We start from the raw sequence: 16,904 nt of genomic DNA, 5'->3' as shown, positions 1-16,904 counted from the left end.
AGCCGATCCAGACCCATCCGGGCACGCGCCTCACCCGAAGACCTGCCGGGTGATGGTGCGGTACCAGTCGGCGGCGTGGAGGGCCTCCTGCTCGCGCAGGGCCATCGACGCGTCGACCGGGCTGATGCCGCCGGCCCCCTCCACGTCGGCGAGGACGCCGCCCGCCGGGTGGTAGACGCCCGCGATCGAGATGCCGTAGCCGGGCGCCACCAGGCTGTAGCAGGTGTTGATCAGCTTCGGCGTCTCGGGTGCGCGGCCAGCCAGGAGGTCGATCACCGCGTCGGCGCAGACCTTGGCCTGGGCGTTGGCCGAGAAAGCGGATTTCGGCATCGCCCCGGCGATGGCCGCGTCGCCGATGACGTGGATGCCGGGCACCAGCCGGGATTCGAAGGTGACGGGATCGATCGGGCACCAGCCGCTGCGGTCGGCGACGCCAGCGACGGCGGCGATCCGCCCCGCCCGCTGGGGCGGGATGATGCAGGCCACGTCGGCCTTGTAGTCCGAGAAGTCGGTGCGGACGATCATGGCGTCCGGGTCGACGGCAGTGACCTGTCCGCCCTCCGCCAGGGGGACGTATTCGAGTTGCGTCGGGTAGAGGGCCTTCCAGCCCGACTGGAACAGGCGCTGCTTCGAGAAGGTGTCCTTGGCGTCGAGGAGGATCAGCTTCGCGCGGGGCTTGGTGGTCTTGAGCACATGGGCGATCAGGCTCGCGCGCTCGTAGGGGCCGGGCGGGCAGCGATAGGGATTGCCCGGCACCGCCAGCACCACGGTGCCGCCCTCGGGCATCGCGGCGAGCTGCCGGGCGAGGAGCAGCGTCTGCTCGCCCGCCTTCCAGGCATGGGGCATGCGCTCGGCCGCCGCCGCGTCGTAGCCGGGAATGGCGTCGAAGCGCAGGTCGATCCCCGGCGAGAGCACGAGTCGGTCATAAGTGCGTGCGGTGCCGTCTGCGAGCGTCACCCGGCGTGCATCCGCGTCGATGCCGGTGGCAGCGGCGTGCACGATGCGGATGCCGGCACGGGCAAGGCCCTCGTAGCCGAACCGCTGCGCCGCCATCGGTTGGAGCCCGGCGATGACTTCGTTGCTGAACGGGCAGGAGACGTAGGTCGAATTCACCTCGACCAGGGTCACGTCGAGGCCGCCGCCGTGGAGCGCGCGTGCGGCGGTGGCGCCGCCGAAGCCGCCGCCGATCACCACGACCTTCGCCGCGGCCTGAGCCAGAGCCGGCCGCCCCAAAGCGAAGGCTGCCCCGGTGGCGAGGAACGCCCGGCGCGTCCGGCTCATGGCCGCTCCTGGCTCGTCTCGGGGGCGGCCGGACGCTGCCGCGACAGGTAGGCGGCGATCGCTCGGGACTCCTCCTCCGAGAAACCCCTGGCGATGCGGCTCATTACGCTCGCGGGTCGCACGCCCGAACGGTACTGGGCGAGCGCCGCCGCGATTTCGGCCTCCGGGCGACCGTCGATCGCCCCCATCGCGGCCCCCTCGGCGTGACACCCGGCGCAGGAGGAAGCCCCCGGCGGCGGGCGCTCCCTCGCCAGGACCATCCCGACGGACCCGGCGAGCAGCCAGGCCGCGAGCACAGCCGGGCGCATCACGCCCGGCGCAGGTCCGTGTTCTTCACCGGCATCTGGCGCACGCGCTTGCCGGTGGCCGCATAGATCGCGTTCAGCACAGCGGGGGCCGCCACCGCGATGGTGGGCTCGCCGACCCCACCCCAGAAGCCGCCCGACGGCATCACGATCGTCTCGACCACGGGCATCTCCTGAAGCCGCATCACGGGGTAGGTGTCGAAGTTCGTCTGCTCGATGCGGCCGTCCTTGACGGTGCATTCCTGGTAGAGCGCCGCGGACAGGCCGTACACGAAGGAACCCGCGATCTGGGCGTCGATCTGCTGTGGGTTGAGGGCATGGCCCGGATCGGTGGCCGCGACGATGCGGTGAACCTTGACCGTCCCATCCTCGCCGACGGAGACCTCGGCCACCGCTGCCACGTACGAGCCGAAGCCCATCATCTGGGCGAGACCCCGGTGGACGCCTGCGGGGGGCTTCGTGCCCCAGCCGGCCTTGTCCGCCACCGCCTGCAGCACCGCCCGGTGCTTGGGGTGCTGCTCCATCAGCTTCAGCCGGAAGGCCAGGGGATCCTGTCCCACCGCATGGGCGAGCTCGTCCATGAAGCATTCGAGGTAGATCGCATTCGGGTTCATGTTCACGCCGCGCCAGAAGCCCGGCGGGACGTGCGGGTTGCGCATGGCGTGGTCGACCAAAATGTTCGGGATCGCGTAGCCGATCGCGGCCTCCGCGCCGCCGGCATTGAGCCCCTGGAACACCACCGGATCCTTGCCGTCCACCATCCGGTTCGGCGCCACCGAGACCAGGATCGATTGCCCCGAGATGCGCATGTGCAGCCCGGTGACGTTGCCGGCGTCGTCCAGCCCGGCGCGCATCCGGCATTGGGTGATCGGGTGGTAGCGCCCGTGGGTCATGTCCTCCTCGCGGGTCCAGATCAGCTTGATCGGGGTCCCGGGCATCTCCTTCGCGATGAGGACGGCTTGGCGCAGCCAGTCGTGGGTGGCGCCGCGCCGGCCGAAGCCGCCGCCGAGCAGGAGCTTGTAGACGTCGCACTGTTTCGCCGAGAGGCCGGCGGCCTCGGCCACGGCGGCGAGCGCCGCCTCGCCGTTCTGGGTCGGTGCCCAGGCCTCGCAGCGCTCCGGGGTCCAGCGCACCGTGGCGTTCATCGGCTCCATGGTGGCGTGGTTCTGGAAGGGGACGCCGTAGGTCGCCTCCACGACCCGGGCCGCGCCCTTCAGGGCGGTCGCGACATCGCCGCCCTTGTTGCCCACATAGGCGTCCTCGGCGTCCAGGCCGTCGCGCAGGGTCGCCGCGATGGTCTTGCTCGAAACCTGGCCGTTCGGGCCTTCGTCCCAGACGATCGGCAGGGCCTCCACGGCGGTCTTGGCACGCCAGAAGGTGTCGGCGATGACCGCCACGCCGGTATCGCCCACCGCGACGACCTTCCTGACCCCGGGCATACCCTCGACAGCCTTGGCGTCGAAGCTCTTCACGGTGCCGCCGAAGACGGGGCAGTCGCGGATTGCCGCGTTCAGCAGGCCAGGCATGGTGAGATCGATGCCGTAGATCTGGCTGCCGTCGGTCTTCTCGACGGTATCGAGGCGCTTCACCGGCTTGCCGGCGATGGTCCAGTCCTTCGGATCCTTGAGGACGATGTCCTTCGGCGGCGTGACCTTGGCTGCCGCCATCGCCACCGCACCGAAGGTGGTGGTGCGGCCGGAGCCTCCATGACTGATCACGCCCTTCTCGACCCGGCACTCCGAAGGAGCGACGCCCCAACCCTGGGCGGCGGCCTCGACCAGCATGATGCGGGCGGCGGCTCCCCCCTTGCGAACATAGTCCTGGGACTCGCGGATGCCGCGGCTGCCGCCCGTGCCGAAATCGCCCCAGACCCGGCCGCGGGCGACGTTCTGGCCCGGCGTGGGATACTCGGTGACCACCTTGCTCCAGTCGCAGCCGAGCTCCTCGGCGACGAGCTGGGCGAGGCCCGTGAGAGTGCCCTGGCCCATCTCGGATCGGGCGATGCGGATCACCACGGTCTCGTCCGGCTTGATCACCACCCAGGCATTGACCTCGGGCGTGAGCGCCGGCGGAGCCTCCTGCGCGGCAGCCTCGGGGAAGGGCACGTGAAATCCGAGGCTGAGGCCGCCGGCGGCAACGGCGCCGGCCACGAAAGCGCGTCGGGAAGGCTTGTTCGCGAGGGCATTCATGGCTGTCTCCTCAACCGGCCTGGCCGCCATCGGCGGCGAGCTTGATGCCGGCCAGGACGCGGTTGTAGGTGCCGCAGCGGCAGATGTTGGTGATCTCGGAGCGGATCTGCGCCTCGCTCGGGTGCGGGTTCTGCGCCAGCAGCGCCGCCGACGCCATGATCATTCCAGACTGGCAGAAGCCGCATTGCGGCACGTCGAGTTCGGCCCAGGCCTTCTGCACCGGGTGCGAGCGATCCTTCGACAGGCCCTCGATCGTCACGATCTTCTGGTCAGGGGTGACGCTGGAGACCGGCATCGAACAGGAGCGCACCGCCGTGCCGTCGATATGCACCGTGCAGGCGCCGCACTGAGCGATGCCGCAGCCGTACTTGGTGCCAGTGAGGCCGGCCTGCTCGCGGATGACCCAGAGGAGCGGCGTGTCGGGTTCGGCCTCGACCTCGCGGATGGCGCCGTTCAAATTCAAACGGATCATGCGTTTCCTGCCGTGTTGCCCAGTCGTGAGTCGTGCTCCGCCGGATGTCCGCGGCGGCGGCTCCCTCTTTGGAATGGTTGTACGGTGCCGTGGTCGACCAAGTCCACAGGCATTTCTCGTCGCGAACCATGTGCAGGTCGGCCCCTGGCATGGGATCTTCCAAATCCGCCCCGCGACCGATTATCTTCATGCATTTCCGTTATTCAAATTTATCTTTGAATATTCATGAGATCTTGCCTCAATTTGGACCGCCTCCCAACCATTCGCATGGGATTTTATCCAGAATAACGACTGCGTTTCGGCGAGAGGCGGGTCATCCATGAGGCCCGGACTTCGATGCGCTTGAATCCGGTAGCCGTGATGCCGACGTACTGAAGATGTGGCCGCACGCGCCTGCGTCGGCTCCGACTTTCTAAAAGGCACCCCGCGGGCATCACGTGGTGCGACGTAATCGTGGGTGATCGCGTTCCATCCGAATGCAGATTCCCCCCCCGATCGAAGTGCCTCCTTCCCAAGGTCCGCGCTCCGATAGGGGCTGGGCGGCTCGAGTCTCAACAGCTGCAACCGCCCAGCCCCGCCTTTCAGACCCGCGTCAGGCCGCGCGCATCCGACGGGACACACCGGCTCAGATCCCGGCGCCGCGCTCCGGGTCCGGTCCCTGCGGAATGAGCCGGTGATATTCGCCCTCGGGCAGTCCGTTGCTGCTAGCGGCGAGCGCCTCGAGCGCCTGCACGCTGAGGGTCGCGCCGAGGCGCTGGGATCCCAGAGTCTGGACCAGGACTGCGTGGGTGACGGGCATCTCATCCCCGCCCACCCGGTCATGCGACATGAGAATCCGCGAGCCAGACGGATTCGTAGGGGCAGGGTCGCATGCCCCCAGGGGGTGTGGCCGATCTGAACTTGAACGAAGCGGCGCGGGTCTCTCACGCCCCCGCCACGTTCTTCGGTAAGATCGGGGATCGCTTCCACCAGCGAAGGGCCCATTCACATCCGCGTGATACTTTCAGCCTGATCGGCACAGTCAGGCCTGTCACTGATATTTGTTAATGCGCCGGCGTTCGCCTTGTTAAAGCAGGCCCATTCGGGAACACCCCCTGGCGAGAGGGCGAGGTCGATACCCGCGGGCAGACCCGGCCAACGCGGGCACCTCCCCGCCTGTCTTCATGTTAGTAGGTGAGGATTGCGCGGTCCGGCCGGTCTACGGAGTTCCGATGCGTCACTCCTGCCCACGCCAAACCTGCCCGAGAAAGGCACTTGCGCAATGAGCCTTGCCGCCGGCACCGATCTCAGCCTGCTCGTTCGAAAATTGGAGACGATCATCACCGTCTCGGACCTCGAGCGTCGGGCGATCGAACGCCTGCCGGTCACGCGCCGGCAATTGAGCGCCCATCAGGACATCGTGCGCGACGGCGACCATCCCAAGCAATGCTGCCTCCTGCTCGAAGGGTGGGCCTTCCGCTACAAGCTCCTCGACGAGGGCAAGCGGCAGATCCTGTCGGTCCACATCCCCGGGGACATCCCCGACCTGCAGAGCCTGCACCTGCCGGTGATGGATCATAGCCTCAGCACCCTGACGGCCTGCACCCTGGCCTTCATCCCGCACGAGGCGATGCTCGACCTCACCCGCAACCATCCCGGCATCACGGCCGCCCTCTGGCGGGATACCCTCGTGGACGCGGCGATCTTCCGGGAGTGGATGACCAATATCGGACGCCGCTCGACGCTCGGCCGGATCACGCACCTGTTCTGCGAGATCTACCTGAAGTTGCACGGCATGGGACTGGCGCGGGACTTCGCCTGCGAGATGCCCCTCACCCAGGGTGACATCGCCGATGCGATCGGCGTCTCGAATGTCCACGTCAACCGCGTCCTACAGGATCTGCGCGGCCAGGGACTGCTGACCCTTCAGGGGCAGCGCCTCGTCATCCACGACTGGGACGCACTGACGAACCGCGCGGAATTCGACCCGGCCTACCTGCATCAGAAGCGGCCACCCGGCCCATGACGCCGAGCCTCCAGTCCGTCCGGATCCGGACAGGGAGCAGCGACGAGGAAGGCCGGCTGGTCATGGACGAGGGGCTCCTCGTCGCGATCCTGATCCAACTCTCGGCCGACCATGGCGCGGAGGCCGGACACTGGTTCCTGGAGGTGGGTTTCGGCAACCTCGGTTCTCCGAGGCCGGCGCCTTTCCGCGATCTGGCTGCAGCGCTGGCCTGGATCGCGACGCAGGCGGACACGCGGTCCGGCGAGGGCGTGCGCGACGGGGTCCGCAGGCCGTGAATTTCCGGTTCCGGGCGCATTCGGCGCTGCGCCCCACGGGCGGGCCGCTCCGGACGAGGATCTCAGGTCAGCCGAAGCCGATGGCCGTCCGGGTCCCGGAGGTGGCGGGGCGCGCCATCGGCGCCGGCGAAGACCAGGACGGTGGCGGCGATGTCGCGGTCGTCGCAGACGTGACCGCCGCGGGAAAATTCCCCTGCATAGTCAAGGAGTTCGACGTGCGGTGTCGGTGCCCCCGGCGGCCTCAGGCCCGTCACGGTGACGTGCGGGTCCGGCACGTCGTCGAGGCGGGCCTGCGCGGGACCGACATTGGTGGAGCGCGACGCCGCCCTGAAGCCGAGGCCCGCGTAGAAGGCGAGGCTCGCGGCGGTATCCGTCACCGAGATCGCCGAATGGTCGAGGCCGAGGCAGGGATCGGGGCCGCCGCTGCGCCAGGCCTCCGGTACCTGCCCGGGGGGAAACGCAAGGAATTCAAGGGGATGCCCCTCGGGGTCGCGGAACTTGAAGGCGGTGACGCCGCCCGAGGCCGCCGGCAGGCGCTCCGGACCGGCCGTGGAGATCGGGCGCCAGCCCGGCGTCGCCGACAGGCGTGAGACCGCGGCCGCCATGTCCGAGACCACGATGGCGATGTGCTGGAACAGGGGGCTCCAGCCCGGCACGGCGTCGGGATAGGGCCGCCCCGGACGGTCGAACCCGACGAGGTCGACGGCCTGCGCGCCGAGCCGGAGGGACACGACGGTTTCGCCAAAAGTGGTTCGCCGGTCGACCAGAGGTCGTGTCGAGGTCACGCGGGTAAACCCGAGCGCCGCCGTGAAATACCGCGCCAGCGTTTCAGGATCGGCGCTGACGAGGCGAATCCGGTCCAGGCGCAGCGGTCCGGCCCCGCTATCCGGCTTCACGTCCCCCGTCATGGGGTCTGCGCGCCGCGCCGGTTGAGGAAGATCGCGTAGAGGGTGTGCGAGCCGCCGATGAACAGGCGGTTCTTCATCCGGCCGCCGAAGGTCAGGTTCGAGACCCGGTGGGGCACGAAGATCTTGCCCATCAGGTGGCCGGAGGGATCGATGCAGTGGACGCCGTCGGCGGCGCTGCTCCAGACGTTGCCGTCCTCGTCGACCCGCATCCCGTCGCAGTAGCCGGGGGCGACGGTGTGGAAGACCCCGCCCCCCGACAGCGCGAAGTCGGAGCCGACGTCGAAGACGCGGATGTACTGGCGCGGGTTCGGCCGGCTCTGGTCGCCGGTCTCGGAGACGTAGAGCCTCCGCTCGTCGGGGGAGAAGGCGAGCCCGTTCGGCCCGTCGAAATCGGTGGCCATGGCGCGGACCGCGCCGGAAGCCGGGTCCAGGCGGTAGAGGGCGGGCGGCTGCTCGGAGGTCTGGCGCCCACCCTCGTAGTCGGTGGCGATGCCGTAGACCGGGTCGGTGAACCAGATCCCGCCGTCGGAGGCCACCACCACGTCGTTGGGGGCGTTGAGGCGGCGCCCGGCATGGTGGGTGGCGAGGGTGGTGACGGCGCCGTCGTATTCGGTGCGGGTGAGGCAGCGGTTCCGGTGCGAGCAGGCGATCAGCCGGCCCTGGCGGTCGCGGGTCTGGCCGTTGGCGAAGTGCGAGGGCGCCCGGTAGACCGAGAGCCCCTCCGCCTCGCTCCAGCGCAGGGTGCGGTCGCGCGGCAGGTCCTGGAACAGCAGGCAGTCGGCATCCCCGAACCAGACCGGCCCCTCGATCCAGCGGAAGCCGGTGGCGATCTCCTCCAGTTCGGCATTGCCCAGCAGGTATCCGGCAAAGCGCGGATCGACGACCTCGAACCCCGGATCTTCGCGCGTGGACGCCATGGGGCTACCGGAACCGGCACGGGGTGGCGACGGTGGGCGGCGCATCGAACTGCACCACCATCAGCACGGCGGGTTCAGGCCCGACCGTGCCGGAGAGGTGCCCCTGGCGCCCGTCCACCGCCTTCGTGTTCTGGTCCTCCCCGAAGGAGATCTCGCCGGGCCCCATCTCGACCCGGGTGCCGTCCATGGATTCGACGAACCAGCGCCCCGAGAGCGGGATGATCCATTGGGGCTTCGGGTTCTCGTGCCAGGCGCCGGTCCAGCCCACCGGCTGCACCGTGACCATCACGGTGGCGCCATCATGGGTCTTGGTGCCCTGCCATTGCGGATCGGCCGGCGGCTGCATCGACTTCATGTCGAAATCGGTCAGGGCGCAGCGGGTCTGGTGGCTGACGCCCTCGGCGTCGGTCCAGAGGTGCCAGTAGGGCACGCGGGGTTTTTCGGGGGCGGTCTCGTCGCTCATGGGCTCGTCCTGACGGGGGTGGAAACGGGGGTGGTGCGGTAGGGCTGCGACGAGGCCAGCGGGTCGGCGAGGAAGAGCCGCACCGTGTCGGCCCCGGTGCCGAAGGTGATGAGCAGAAACCCGCCGGCGAGGGCGACGTTCTTGAGGAAGTCCCAGAACAGGCCCCGGCCCTCGCTGTCGCCGCCGGCCCAGAAGTCGCCCGGGCGCCAAAACTGCTTCCACAGGAGCGCCGTGACGCCGCAATAGCCGGCGAGCACGAAGGCGGCGGCCCGGTCGGCGATGCCGGTGAGGATGCCGGCCGACATCACCACCTCGACGAACAGCCCCGCGAGGATGAGGGCGCGGGCGAGCCCGGTGCTGGCGACGCGCTCGCGGGCCTGGCCGACCGCGCCCCGAAAATTCAGGATCTTGTCCAGCGCACTGAAGGGCAGGAACAGCAGGACCAGGAGGAGCCGGACCGCGAAGGCGATACCGATGCTGAGTGCGATCAAGATCCGGTCCTGACCTGAGAGGTGGGCGACCCGCCGGGATGGGATGGCTCGGCAGAACGTGATGCCATCGGCGGTTGAACGCGGCACCCGCGCGGGGGTTCAAACGTTCGGAGCATCGGATGCTGCACCGCGGCGCGCGATCGTGGCGCAAGCGAGGCTCCGGTGCCGGCATCCGCGAACCGACCCGCCCGCGGCGCAGGATCCCGAAGGACGCCCCATGGAAACCCCCATGAATCAGGACCATTACGACGTGGTGATCGTGGGCTCGGGGCCGGGCGGCGGCACCATGGCCTGGCGCCTCGCCCAGACCGGCAAGCGGGTGCTGCTCCTGGAGCGCGGCGGCTACCTGCCGCGGGAGCGCGAGAACTGGGACAGCCAGGCGGTCTTCGTGGATGCGCGCTACCAGGCGCCCGAGACCTGGTACGGCGCCGACGGGCGCACCTTCCACCCGGGCCTGCACTACTACGTGGGCGGCAACAGCAAGGTCTACGGCTCGGTGCTGCTGCGCCTGCGCGCCCGCGACTTCGACGTGGTGCGCCACCCCGACGGCGAGGCGCCGGAATGGCCGGTGAAGTACGACACCTTCGCGCCCTACTACCAGGCGGCGGAGGAGCTCTTCCACGTCCACGGCCTGCGCGGCGAGGACCCGACCGAGCCTCCGGCGGACAAGCCCTACGCCTACCCGCCGGTCTCCCACGAGCCGCGCATCCAGGAGCTGTTCGACGGCTTGAAGCGCGAGGGGCACCGGCCCTTCCACCTGCCGGTGGGCGTGCTCCTCGACGAGCGCGACGGGAAGGCCCTGCCGCACTCGGCCTGCATCCGCTGCGACGCCTTCGACGGCTATCCCTGCCTGACCAACGGCAAGGCCGATGCGCAGATCATCTGCGTCGACCCGGCCCTGGCCCGGCACCCCAACCTCACCCTGTGGACCGGCGCCTATGTCGAGCGCCTCCTCACCAGCCCGAGCGGGCGGGCGATCACCGGCGTCGAGCTCGTGCGCGACGGGCAGAGCCGGACGGTCTCGGGCGACATCGTGGTGGTGGCCTGCGGCGCCCTCTCCTCGGCCCTGCTGATGCTGCGCTCGGCCAACGAGGCGCACCCGCACGGCCTCGCCAACGGCTCCGGCCAGGTCGGGCGCAACTACATGCGCCACAACAACGCCACGGTGCTGGCGGTCTCGCGCACCCCGAACCCGACGAAGTTCCAGAAGACCCTCGGGCTCAACGACTTCTACTTCGGTTCGGACGACTGGGACTTTCCGCTGGGCCACATCCAGATGGTCGGCAAGTCCGACGGCACCCAGATCCACGGCGAGGGCCTGCCGGGCTTCCTGCAATGGTTTCCCGAAAAGCCCTTCGACTGGATCGCGAAGCATTCCCTCGACTTCTGGCTGACCTCGGAGGACCTGCCCCGGCCGGAGAACCGGATCTTCTACGAGGGCGGCCGGGTCCGCCTCGACCTCACCGAGAGCAACATGGAGGGGCATACCCGCCTGAAGCAGAAGCTGCGCGACCTCTGCGGCAAGCTCGACGTGCACCCGCACCTGTTCGACCGCTCGCTCTATCTCGGCAAGGACACGCCCATCGGCGGCACCGCGCACCAGGCCGGGACGCTGCGCTTCGGCACGGACCCGGCCACCTCCGTGCTCGACCTCGATTGCCGGGCCCACGGCATCGACAACCTCTACGTCACCGATGCGAGCTTCTTCCCCTCGATCGGGGCCGTGAACCCGACCCTGACCATCATCGCCAACGCCCTGCGGGTCGGCGACACCATCGCGGGGCGGCTGTGACCAGCCTGCCCGCGCGCCTCCTCGCCCTGGCGATCCGCCTCACCGGGCGGCGGCGCAGCTTCGCCCAGGCGGAGCGCGACCCCGAGGCGGCGGTGGCCCGGCGCCCGCGGCCGGCCCGGCCGACGCCCGCCCTGCGCCGGACCCTGGCCGTGACCTGGGAGACCCGCGACGGCTTCGAGGTCTACACCCTGGCGCCGCGCACGGGGGCACGGGCGCCGCGCACGGGGGCCGGGGCCCCCGGCCAGGGAGCCCGCACGGGGCGGGTGATCTACCTGCACGGGGGCGCCTATACGAGCCCGATCACCCGCCTCCACTGGCGCTTCCTCGCGCGGCTGGTCTCGGCCACGGGCCTCACCGTCACGGTGCCGCTCTACCCGCTGACGCCGGAGCATGCCTGCGCGCAGGCGAGCGCCTTCGCGATGGCGGTCTACCGGGCCTGCGCCGAGGCCGATCCGGGCGCGCCGATCGCCCTGATGGGCGATTCGGCCGGAGGCGGCCTCGCTCTGTCCCTGGCGATGCAGGTGCGGGAGACCGGCGGCGCAGGCAACCTGCCCGGTCCCGCCGGCCTCGTCCTGATCTCGCCCTGGCTCGACGTCACCACCGCCGACCCGTCCCAGGCCCGGATCGAACCCCGGGACGTGATGCTGATGCGCCCGGGCGTGCGGACCCTCGGGCGCTGGTACGCAGGCGACTGGGACCTCACGGACGAGCGGGTCAGCCCCCTCTTCGGCACCCTGCGGGGCCTGCCGCCGATCGAACTCTTCTGCGGCACCCACGACATCCTGGTGGCCGATGCCCGCCGCCTCGCCGCCCTCGCCCGGGCGGAGGAGGCCCCCCTCGCCTATCACGAGGAGCCCGGCCTGATGCACGTCTACCCGCTGCTCGGCCTGCCGGAATCCCGCCGGGCCGAGGCGCGGATCTGGGATTTTTTGGGGGACCGGATGGGCCGGGGGTGAGGGGTTGGATGTGGGGCGAGTGACGGGCGCTTCTGTATGGCAATGAGGCGTCGCGGCGGCCCGTTGCGGATCGAGGGCGGGTGTTAGGCCCGCCCCTCTGCGTCGGTGATGGGTGGGGAGCAGACCCTGCCCCTTCGCCCTCAAGCGGACGTTCCGCCAGCGATCCCTGAAAGCAGCCGTCCTTGTGGACGATACCCGGGGCGTCGGGGGCGTCAGCCGACCGTGAGCTACGCGCTCCGGTCCTCGGCATCGGCGCCGCTCTCCGCGAGCCTGTTACGCAGCATTCCGAGAACACGCAGCGCCGTGGCGAGATCGTCGGAAGGGATGTCTTTGGCCAAGTCGCCGGCCGCCGGAAACCAAGCCCGAACGGCGGCTTCGTAGGCGTGCCGACCTGCCGTCGTCAAAACTACGAGTTGTGCGCGCTTGTGGTGCGGGTTGGTCTCGAAGGCCACCAAGCCGTCCTTGGCGAGTTCGTTGACGATGCGCTGCACGTTCTGCCGGTTCGCGCCGAGGTCCCGGGCCAGCCAAGCCACCGGCTGCGGCCGATCTGCATAGGCGATGGCCCCCATGATCTGCCAGCGCGCGCTGGTGAGCCCGAAGGGCTCGACCAGGCGGTCGCCCCAGATCAGCGTCGCGTTGTTGACCCGGAAGAGCGTGAGAACGAGATCGGTCAGCGCTTCAGCGGAGCGAGAAACTTCGGACATCGCAGAGATCACCGCCCTATTGACATCATGATGTCATGTAGGCATCACGAAGGCAACTCATTGGCCTGCATGCCCAGGGAGCACCCGATGTCGACGTTCATCGAAATGGACAGCACCGTGACCCTCGCCGACCAGTTGGCCGACGAGGAGGCTGGTCCGATCGTCTTGATCAACACCTTCGTCGTCCCGCCAGAGGACGCGGACGCGCTTCTGGAGGTCTGGAGCCGCGATGCGGCGATCATGAAACGGCAGCCGGGCTTCATCTCGACACAGCTTCATCGCGGCATCGCGGGAAGCGGTGCCTTTCTGAACTATGCGGTTTGGCAGTCCGTCGCCCATTTCCGGGCCGCCTTCGCCAACCCCGAGTTTCGGGCGAAACTCTCGGAGTATCCAGAGAGCGCGAGGGCGAGCCCCCATCTGTTCCGTAAGGTCGAGGTTCCCGGCATTTGCATCGCCTGACGCCTCATGGGCCCAGATCAGGACACTGCTCTTCGAGAACGCGGATGAAGGCTGATCACTGCGGTTGCTCGATCGAGTGAGGGCCACTTTCTCGGCCCTCACTTCCCAAAGCGGACCGTCGGAAATCCACCACCCTGGACGTGGGTCATCCTCGACGTAGCTGCCGAGAAGCGGACCTTCCAAGGGTCTGAGAAGGGTGGGAAGCCGCCCTTGGCCTTTCTCGCCGAAGCGGACATTCCTCTCCACACTTAAACCTCACCCTGAGCGCTGATCCACCCTGTTGCTAAAACGGACGTAACAAGTGCTTTCGCACGGATCGCTCGCAATGCTTCGAAAAACCAGATTTCGCTTGGCGTTATAGGACAAAAAGAATCTGAAAACCTCAAGTTTCAAGGATACCGTTCCCAAACAAGCGTGATTACGCTCATCTTGCCGTCGACATTGAACTTAAAGGGCGGAGTGACCAGTGTGAGTTTATTATCGCTGTACTCGACTTCTCTGACCTGTGACGTACCTGTCCAAACCTCATTCCACGACGTATCAATGGCATGTGTGACTTTCTTGCCGTCGAATTTAAAGGTGCCTGCGTAAGCAAAGAACGTCTTGTGGAGGCGGACCCGATCCTCATCCGTCATCTTATCGTTTGCCGCAGGTTTTTCGCGACCCTCGAAAGCGCAAATCACCATCATGCGCCCGTCTTTCCCATAGTTGATCCAGCCGGTTGGCCGAGGACCACCATAAGCGTCGATTACCTCATTGGTATCCACGATCTTCCGGGTAGCACTCGAAAGGCGCCACGTCCCGTGGATGTCCTGTGCATCTAATGCGAAGGCTCCGGAAGCGCTTACGAAGCACGCCACGGCCGTAGCAACTATTCTCATATCCTGCTCCTGTTGCTGTCAATTCGCAGCATGCGAACCACAGCACTATGGATCGATACTTTACTCACATCCACTCTATCGAATGACTGGGACTGAGAATTGTCATTCGAAACCAGTTTGGCAGAACTCCACCCGTGCCGGTCGTAGGCTTCTGTCTAATTAGCAACCTGGAAGCGGACGTTGTCGGCTTCTGCAAAGGGTCGGAAGCCGACCTCCCCGGCAGTCAGATTCCGCCACCCCGCGCCCCCTCGGCAACGGAGCGTCAACGCCTCTCGGGCTTCAGTGGCCGGATGGCATCCTCCGCACCCGGTCCCGCCCCGCTCCCCGCCGACGCCCTGGCGTTTCCCGGCGATGCGGCCCTGCGCGCCGAAGCCCGGGCGTGGCAGGACGAACTCGCGCGGGAGCGGCGCCTCTCGCCCAACACCGTCGAGGCCTATGCCCGGGACCTGCGCCAGTTCCTGGCCCATCGCGCCGGGCGGCACGGCCCGCCCGGCATCGCCCAGCTCGTCGCCCTGAAACCGCGCGACGTGCGCGCCTTCATGGCCGCGCGCCGGGCGGACGGGGTCGGCGGGCGCTCGCTGATGCGGGCGCTGGCGGGCCTGCGCTCCTTCGCCCGCCACCTCGAGCGCCAGGGCCACGGCACCGTGGCAGCCTTGGGCGCCGTGCGCTCGCCCAAGGTGGAGCGGCGCCTGCCGCGCCCGATCCCCATCGACGCCGCCCGGGCGATGACCGGGCCGGAGCTGCGGGCCGGCGAGACCCGCGAACCCTGGGTGCTGGCGCGCGACGCCGCCGTGCTGGCCCTGCTCTACGGCTCGGGCCTGCGCATCTCGGAGGCACTCGGGATCCGGGCGAAGGACGCGCCCGTGCCGGGCACCGATTCCGTCACCGTGCTCGGCAAGGGCGGCAAGACCCGGATGGTGCCGGTGCTGCCGGTGGTCGCGGCGGCGGTGGCCGACTACGTGGCGGCCTGTCCCTACGCCCTGGCGCCGGACGGCCCGCTCTTCGTCGGCGCCAAGGGCGGCCCGCTCTCGCCGCGGATCATCCAGTACGCCGTGGCGGCGATGCGGGGCGGGCTGGGCCTGCCCCCGAGCGCGACGCCGCACGCCCTGCGCCACTCCTTCGCCACCCACCTCCTGGCGCGCCAGGGCGAATTGCGGGCGATCCAGGAGCTGCTCGGCCACGCCTCCCTCGCCACGACGCAGCTCTACACCAAGGTCGACGCCGCCCGCCTGATGGAAGCCTTCGACGCCGCCCATCCCCGCGCCGGCGCCGGCCGGGCCGCGGCCCTGCGCGCGAAAAGCCGTGCGCCCGGTCCCCCACCCGCGCTAGAACCGGCGGCATGATCCGGCTCCCCGCGCCCCCGACATGACCCAGGACCCGTTGGCCGACCCGCTGGCCGCCCTGCTGGCCTCCCTGCGCCGGGGCGACTGCGCCGGGGCCCGGGCCCTGCGCTTTCCCCCCGGCCTCGCCGAATTCCCGCCCGAGGTCTTCGGCCTCGCCGACACCCTCGAGCTCCTGGACCTCAGCGGCAGCCACCTCGACGCGCTGCCGGCGGATCTCGGCCGCCTGCGGCACCTGCGCGTGCTGTTCTGCTCGGGCAGCCGCTTCACCCGCCTGCCGCCGGTCCTGGGGGATTGCCCGTCCCTGAGCCAGGTCGGCTTTCGCGGCACCGGGCTCGAGGAGGTGCCGGGCGAGGCCCTGCCCCCGGCCCTGCGCTGGCTCACCCTCACGGACAACCGGATCGCCGCCCTGCCGGACGCCCTCGGGCAGCGCCCGCACCTGCAGAAGCTCATGCTCTCGGGCAACGCCCTGACCCAGCTGCCCGAGAGCCTGGCGGGGGCGCCGAACCTGGAGCTGGTGCGGCTGGCCGCCAACCGCCTGGAGGCGTTGCCGCCCTGGCTGACCACCCTGCCGGCCCTGGCCTGGACCTCCTTCGCGGGCAATCCCGTCGATGACGCGCCCGGGCGCCGCGACGTGCCGGGCGTGTCCTGGCGCGATCTCGAACCGGGCGACCTCCTCGGCGAGGGCGCCTCGGGCCGCGTGCACCGGGCGCTCTGGCGCCGCGGCGGGGCCCCGGCCGAGGCGGTCGCCCTGAAGCTGTTCAAGGGTGCCATGACCAGCGACGGCCTGCCCGAGCGCGAGATGGCGGCCTGCCTCGCGGCCGGCGCGCACCCGCACCTCACCGGCGCCCTGGGGCGCCTCGTCGACCACCCGGCGGGCGCGGAGGGGCTGCTGATGCCGCTGCTGCCGGCGGACTGGCGGGTGCTCGCCGGGCCGCCGAGCCTGGAGAGCTGCAGCCGCGACGTCTACGCCCCGGGCCTCGCCCTGACGCCGGCGGCGGCCCTGCGCATCGCCCGCGCCGCCGCGGAGGCCTGCGCCCATCTCCACGCCCGCGGCATCCTGCACGGCGACCTCTACGGCCACAACATCCTGTGGGACGGCACGGACGGCGCCGCCGTCGTCAGCGATTTCGGCGCCGCCTCGACCCTGCCCGCGGGGCCGGCCGGCGCGGCCCTGCGCCGGATCGAGATGCGGGCCTGGGGGCTGCTCCTGGGCGAGCTCCTCACCCTGGCGCGCCTCGATTCCGGGCCCTGGCGCGACCTGGAACGGGCCTGCACGGGGCCCGACATCGCGGCGCGCCCGGACTTTTCGGATCTCCTCGCCCTTCTGCCGGCCGCGACGACGGGGGCCGGCCGCGACGACTGATGTGCGGAAAGCACAGGCGCCGCCCGGCGCAAGTCCCGGCGGGCCAAACCCGCGCCCCGGCCCGAAGCGGCCCCGATTTCGTCACGGTGGCCCGCCAGGG

The 16,904-nt window shown here is 69.6% G+C and carries 18 protein-coding genes; 7 read left to right on the top strand and 11 right to left on the bottom strand.

Annotated features, from left to right (window positions below; translation table 11 throughout):
- Positions 1-30: 30 nt before the first annotated feature.
- The 5 genes from ASG51_RS17050 to ASG51_RS17030 form a co-directional block, all read right to left on the bottom strand.
- Positions 31-1,281 carry an NAD(P)/FAD-dependent oxidoreductase gene (locus ASG51_RS17050; protein WP_056382008.1) on the bottom strand — a complete coding sequence of 417 codons (1,251 nt, stop codon included), beginning with the start codon at positions 1,279-1,281 and terminating at the stop codon, positions 31-33.
- On the bottom strand, positions 1,278-1,589 hold the full coding sequence (locus ASG51_RS17045) for a c-type cytochrome (protein WP_056275969.1): 312 nt from the start codon (positions 1,587-1,589) through the stop codon (positions 1,278-1,280). The genes ASG51_RS17050 and ASG51_RS17045 overlap by 4 nt, the downstream gene beginning before the upstream one ends.
- On the bottom strand, positions 1,589-3,775 hold the full coding sequence (locus ASG51_RS17040; RefSeq protein WP_056382006.1) for a molybdopterin cofactor-binding domain-containing protein: 2,187 nt from the start codon (positions 3,773-3,775) through the stop codon (positions 1,589-1,591). The genes ASG51_RS17045 and ASG51_RS17040 overlap by 1 nt, the downstream gene beginning before the upstream one ends.
- 10 nt (positions 3,776-3,785) lie before the next feature.
- Positions 3,786-4,247 carry a (2Fe-2S)-binding protein gene (locus tag ASG51_RS17035; RefSeq protein WP_056216155.1) on the bottom strand — a complete coding sequence of 154 codons (462 nt, stop codon included), beginning with the start codon at positions 4,245-4,247 and terminating at the stop codon, positions 3,786-3,788.
- Positions 4,248-4,872: 625 nt separating this feature from the next.
- Positions 4,873-5,076, bottom strand: coding sequence for a hypothetical protein (locus tag ASG51_RS17030; protein ID WP_056382003.1), 204 nt, complete (start codon positions 5,074-5,076; stop codon positions 4,873-4,875).
- 432 nt (positions 5,077-5,508) lie between these two features.
- Between ASG51_RS17030 and ASG51_RS17025 the strand changes: the two genes are divergently transcribed.
- Both ASG51_RS17025 and ASG51_RS17020 read left to right on the top strand, forming a co-directional pair.
- Positions 5,509-6,252: a Crp/Fnr family transcriptional regulator gene (locus tag ASG51_RS17025; RefSeq protein WP_056216157.1), complete on the top strand. Its 744-nt coding sequence runs from the start codon at positions 5,509-5,511 to the stop codon at positions 6,250-6,252.
- Positions 6,253-6,314: 62 nt separating this feature from the next.
- Positions 6,315-6,527, top strand: a complete 213-nt coding sequence (locus ASG51_RS17020) for a hypothetical protein (RefSeq protein WP_244480175.1) — start codon at positions 6,315-6,317, stop codon at positions 6,525-6,527.
- Between the two features lie 62 nt (positions 6,528-6,589).
- Here the strand turns inward: ASG51_RS17020 and ASG51_RS17015 are convergent, their stop codons facing one another.
- The 4 genes from ASG51_RS17015 to ASG51_RS17000 are packed head-to-tail and all read right to left on the bottom strand — an operon-like array spanning position 6,590 to position 9,306.
- A complete protein-coding gene (locus tag ASG51_RS17015) occupies positions 6,590-7,435 on the bottom strand; it encodes a VOC family protein (protein ID WP_056381999.1) in 846 nt (281 codons plus the stop codon).
- Entirely contained in the window at positions 7,432-8,352 is a 921-nt protein-coding gene (locus ASG51_RS17010) for an SMP-30/gluconolactonase/LRE family protein (protein WP_056381997.1), read from the bottom strand. The genes ASG51_RS17015 and ASG51_RS17010 overlap by 4 nt, the downstream gene beginning before the upstream one ends.
- Before the next feature lie 4 nt (positions 8,353-8,356).
- Positions 8,357-8,815, bottom strand: coding sequence for a hypothetical protein (locus tag ASG51_RS17005; RefSeq protein ID WP_056216166.1), 459 nt, complete (start codon positions 8,813-8,815; stop codon positions 8,357-8,359).
- The gene (locus tag ASG51_RS17000) at positions 8,812-9,306 is read right to left on the bottom strand and encodes a DoxX family membrane protein (protein ID WP_056381995.1); all 495 of its coding nucleotides are present in this window, start codon (positions 9,304-9,306) and stop codon (positions 8,812-8,814) included. Before ASG51_RS17000 ends, ASG51_RS17005 begins: the two co-directional genes overlap by 4 nt.
- A 217-nt stretch (positions 9,307-9,523) precedes the next feature.
- Here ASG51_RS17000 and ASG51_RS16995 point away from each other — a divergent pair, with 217 nt between their 5' ends.
- A complete protein-coding gene (locus ASG51_RS16995) occupies positions 9,524-11,098 on the top strand; it encodes a GMC family oxidoreductase (protein ID WP_244476460.1) in 1,575 nt (524 codons plus the stop codon).
- On the top strand, positions 11,095-12,054 hold the full coding sequence (locus tag ASG51_RS16990) for an alpha/beta hydrolase (RefSeq protein ID WP_056381992.1): 960 nt from the start codon (positions 11,095-11,097) through the stop codon (positions 12,052-12,054). The genes ASG51_RS16995 and ASG51_RS16990 overlap by 4 nt, the downstream gene beginning before the upstream one ends.
- A gap of 227 nt (positions 12,055-12,281) precedes the next feature.
- Here the strand turns inward: ASG51_RS16990 and ASG51_RS16985 are convergent, their stop codons facing one another.
- Positions 12,282-12,758, bottom strand: coding sequence for a MarR family winged helix-turn-helix transcriptional regulator (locus ASG51_RS16985; protein WP_056381991.1), 477 nt, complete (start codon positions 12,756-12,758; stop codon positions 12,282-12,284).
- Positions 12,759-12,845: 87 nt separating this feature from the next.
- Between ASG51_RS16985 and ASG51_RS16980 the strand changes: the two genes are divergently transcribed.
- Positions 12,846-13,217, top strand: a complete 372-nt coding sequence (locus ASG51_RS16980; protein ID WP_056352143.1) for an antibiotic biosynthesis monooxygenase family protein — start codon at positions 12,846-12,848, stop codon at positions 13,215-13,217.
- 389 nt (positions 13,218-13,606) lie between these two features.
- Here ASG51_RS16980 and ASG51_RS23560 read toward each other — a convergent pair whose 3' ends face one another.
- Positions 13,607-14,098 (bottom strand): lipocalin-like domain-containing protein, encoded by a 492-nt coding sequence (locus ASG51_RS23560; protein WP_082514056.1) that lies wholly within the window; start codon positions 14,096-14,098, stop codon positions 13,607-13,609.
- 290 nt (positions 14,099-14,388) lie between these two features.
- Here ASG51_RS23560 and ASG51_RS16975 point away from each other — a divergent pair, with 290 nt between their 5' ends.
- Both ASG51_RS16975 and ASG51_RS16970 read left to right on the top strand, forming a co-directional pair.
- On the top strand, positions 14,389-15,441 hold the full coding sequence (locus tag ASG51_RS16975) for a tyrosine recombinase XerC (RefSeq protein ID WP_056381988.1): 1,053 nt from the start codon (positions 14,389-14,391) through the stop codon (positions 15,439-15,441).
- A gap of 22 nt (positions 15,442-15,463) precedes the next feature.
- Positions 15,464-16,804, top strand: coding sequence for a leucine-rich repeat-containing protein kinase family protein (locus ASG51_RS16970; protein ID WP_056381986.1), 1,341 nt, complete (start codon positions 15,464-15,466; stop codon positions 16,802-16,804).
- Positions 16,805-16,904: the final 100 nt, after the last annotated feature.

It is taken from the genome of Methylobacterium sp. Leaf465 (genome assembly GCF_001424705.1).
Taxonomy (GTDB): domain Bacteria; phylum Pseudomonadota; class Alphaproteobacteria; order Rhizobiales; family Beijerinckiaceae; genus Methylobacterium.
Note: the sequence above shows the minus strand (reverse complement) of the source record. Positions and strands in the feature narration are given on the sequence as shown.

What these genes read in the sequence shown, in the direction of transcription:
- ASG51_RS17050 (WP_056382008.1), bottom strand. Translation starts at nt 1,281, where the DNA reads ATGAGCCGGACGCGCCGGGCGTTCCTCGCCACCGGGGCAGCCTTCGCT.
- ASG51_RS17045 (WP_056275969.1), bottom strand. Translation starts at nt 1,589, where the DNA reads ATGCGCCCGGCTGTGCTCGCGGCCTGGCTGCTCGCCGGGTCCGTCGGG.
- ASG51_RS17040 (WP_056382006.1), bottom strand. Translation starts at nt 3,775, where the DNA reads ATGAATGCCCTCGCGAACAAGCCTTCCCGACGCGCTTTCGTGGCCGGC.
- ASG51_RS17035 (WP_056216155.1), bottom strand. Translation starts at nt 4,247, where the DNA reads ATGATCCGTTTGAATTTGAACGGCGCCATCCGCGAGGTCGAGGCCGAA.
- ASG51_RS17030 (WP_056382003.1), bottom strand. Translation starts at nt 5,076, where the DNA reads ATGTCGCATGACCGGGTGGGCGGGGATGAGATGCCCGTCACCCACGCA.
- ASG51_RS17025 (WP_056216157.1), top strand. Translation starts at nt 5,509, where the DNA reads ATGAGCCTTGCCGCCGGCACCGATCTCAGCCTGCTCGTTCGAAAATTG.
- ASG51_RS17020 (WP_244480175.1), top strand. Translation starts at nt 6,315, where the DNA reads ATGGACGAGGGGCTCCTCGTCGCGATCCTGATCCAACTCTCGGCCGAC.
- ASG51_RS17015 (WP_056381999.1), bottom strand. Translation starts at nt 7,435, where the DNA reads ATGACGGGGGACGTGAAGCCGGATAGCGGGGCCGGACCGCTGCGCCTG.
- ASG51_RS17010 (WP_056381997.1), bottom strand. Translation starts at nt 8,352, where the DNA reads ATGGCGTCCACGCGCGAAGATCCGGGGTTCGAGGTCGTCGATCCGCGC.
- ASG51_RS17005 (WP_056216166.1), bottom strand. Translation starts at nt 8,815, where the DNA reads ATGAGCGACGAGACCGCCCCCGAAAAACCCCGCGTGCCCTACTGGCAC.
- ASG51_RS16995 (WP_244476460.1), top strand. Translation starts at nt 9,524, where the DNA reads ATGGAAACCCCCATGAATCAGGACCATTACGACGTGGTGATCGTGGGC.
- ASG51_RS16985 (WP_056381991.1), bottom strand. Translation starts at nt 12,758, where the DNA reads ATGTCCGAAGTTTCTCGCTCCGCTGAAGCGCTGACCGATCTCGTTCTC.
- ASG51_RS16980 (WP_056352143.1), top strand. Translation starts at nt 12,846, where the DNA reads ATGTCGACGTTCATCGAAATGGACAGCACCGTGACCCTCGCCGACCAG.
- ASG51_RS23560 (WP_082514056.1), bottom strand. Translation starts at nt 14,098, where the DNA reads ATGAGAATAGTTGCTACGGCCGTGGCGTGCTTCGTAAGCGCTTCCGGA.
- ASG51_RS16975 (WP_056381988.1), top strand. Translation starts at nt 14,389, where the DNA reads ATGGCATCCTCCGCACCCGGTCCCGCCCCGCTCCCCGCCGACGCCCTG.
- ASG51_RS16970 (WP_056381986.1), top strand. Translation starts at nt 15,464, where the DNA reads ATGACCCAGGACCCGTTGGCCGACCCGCTGGCCGCCCTGCTGGCCTCC.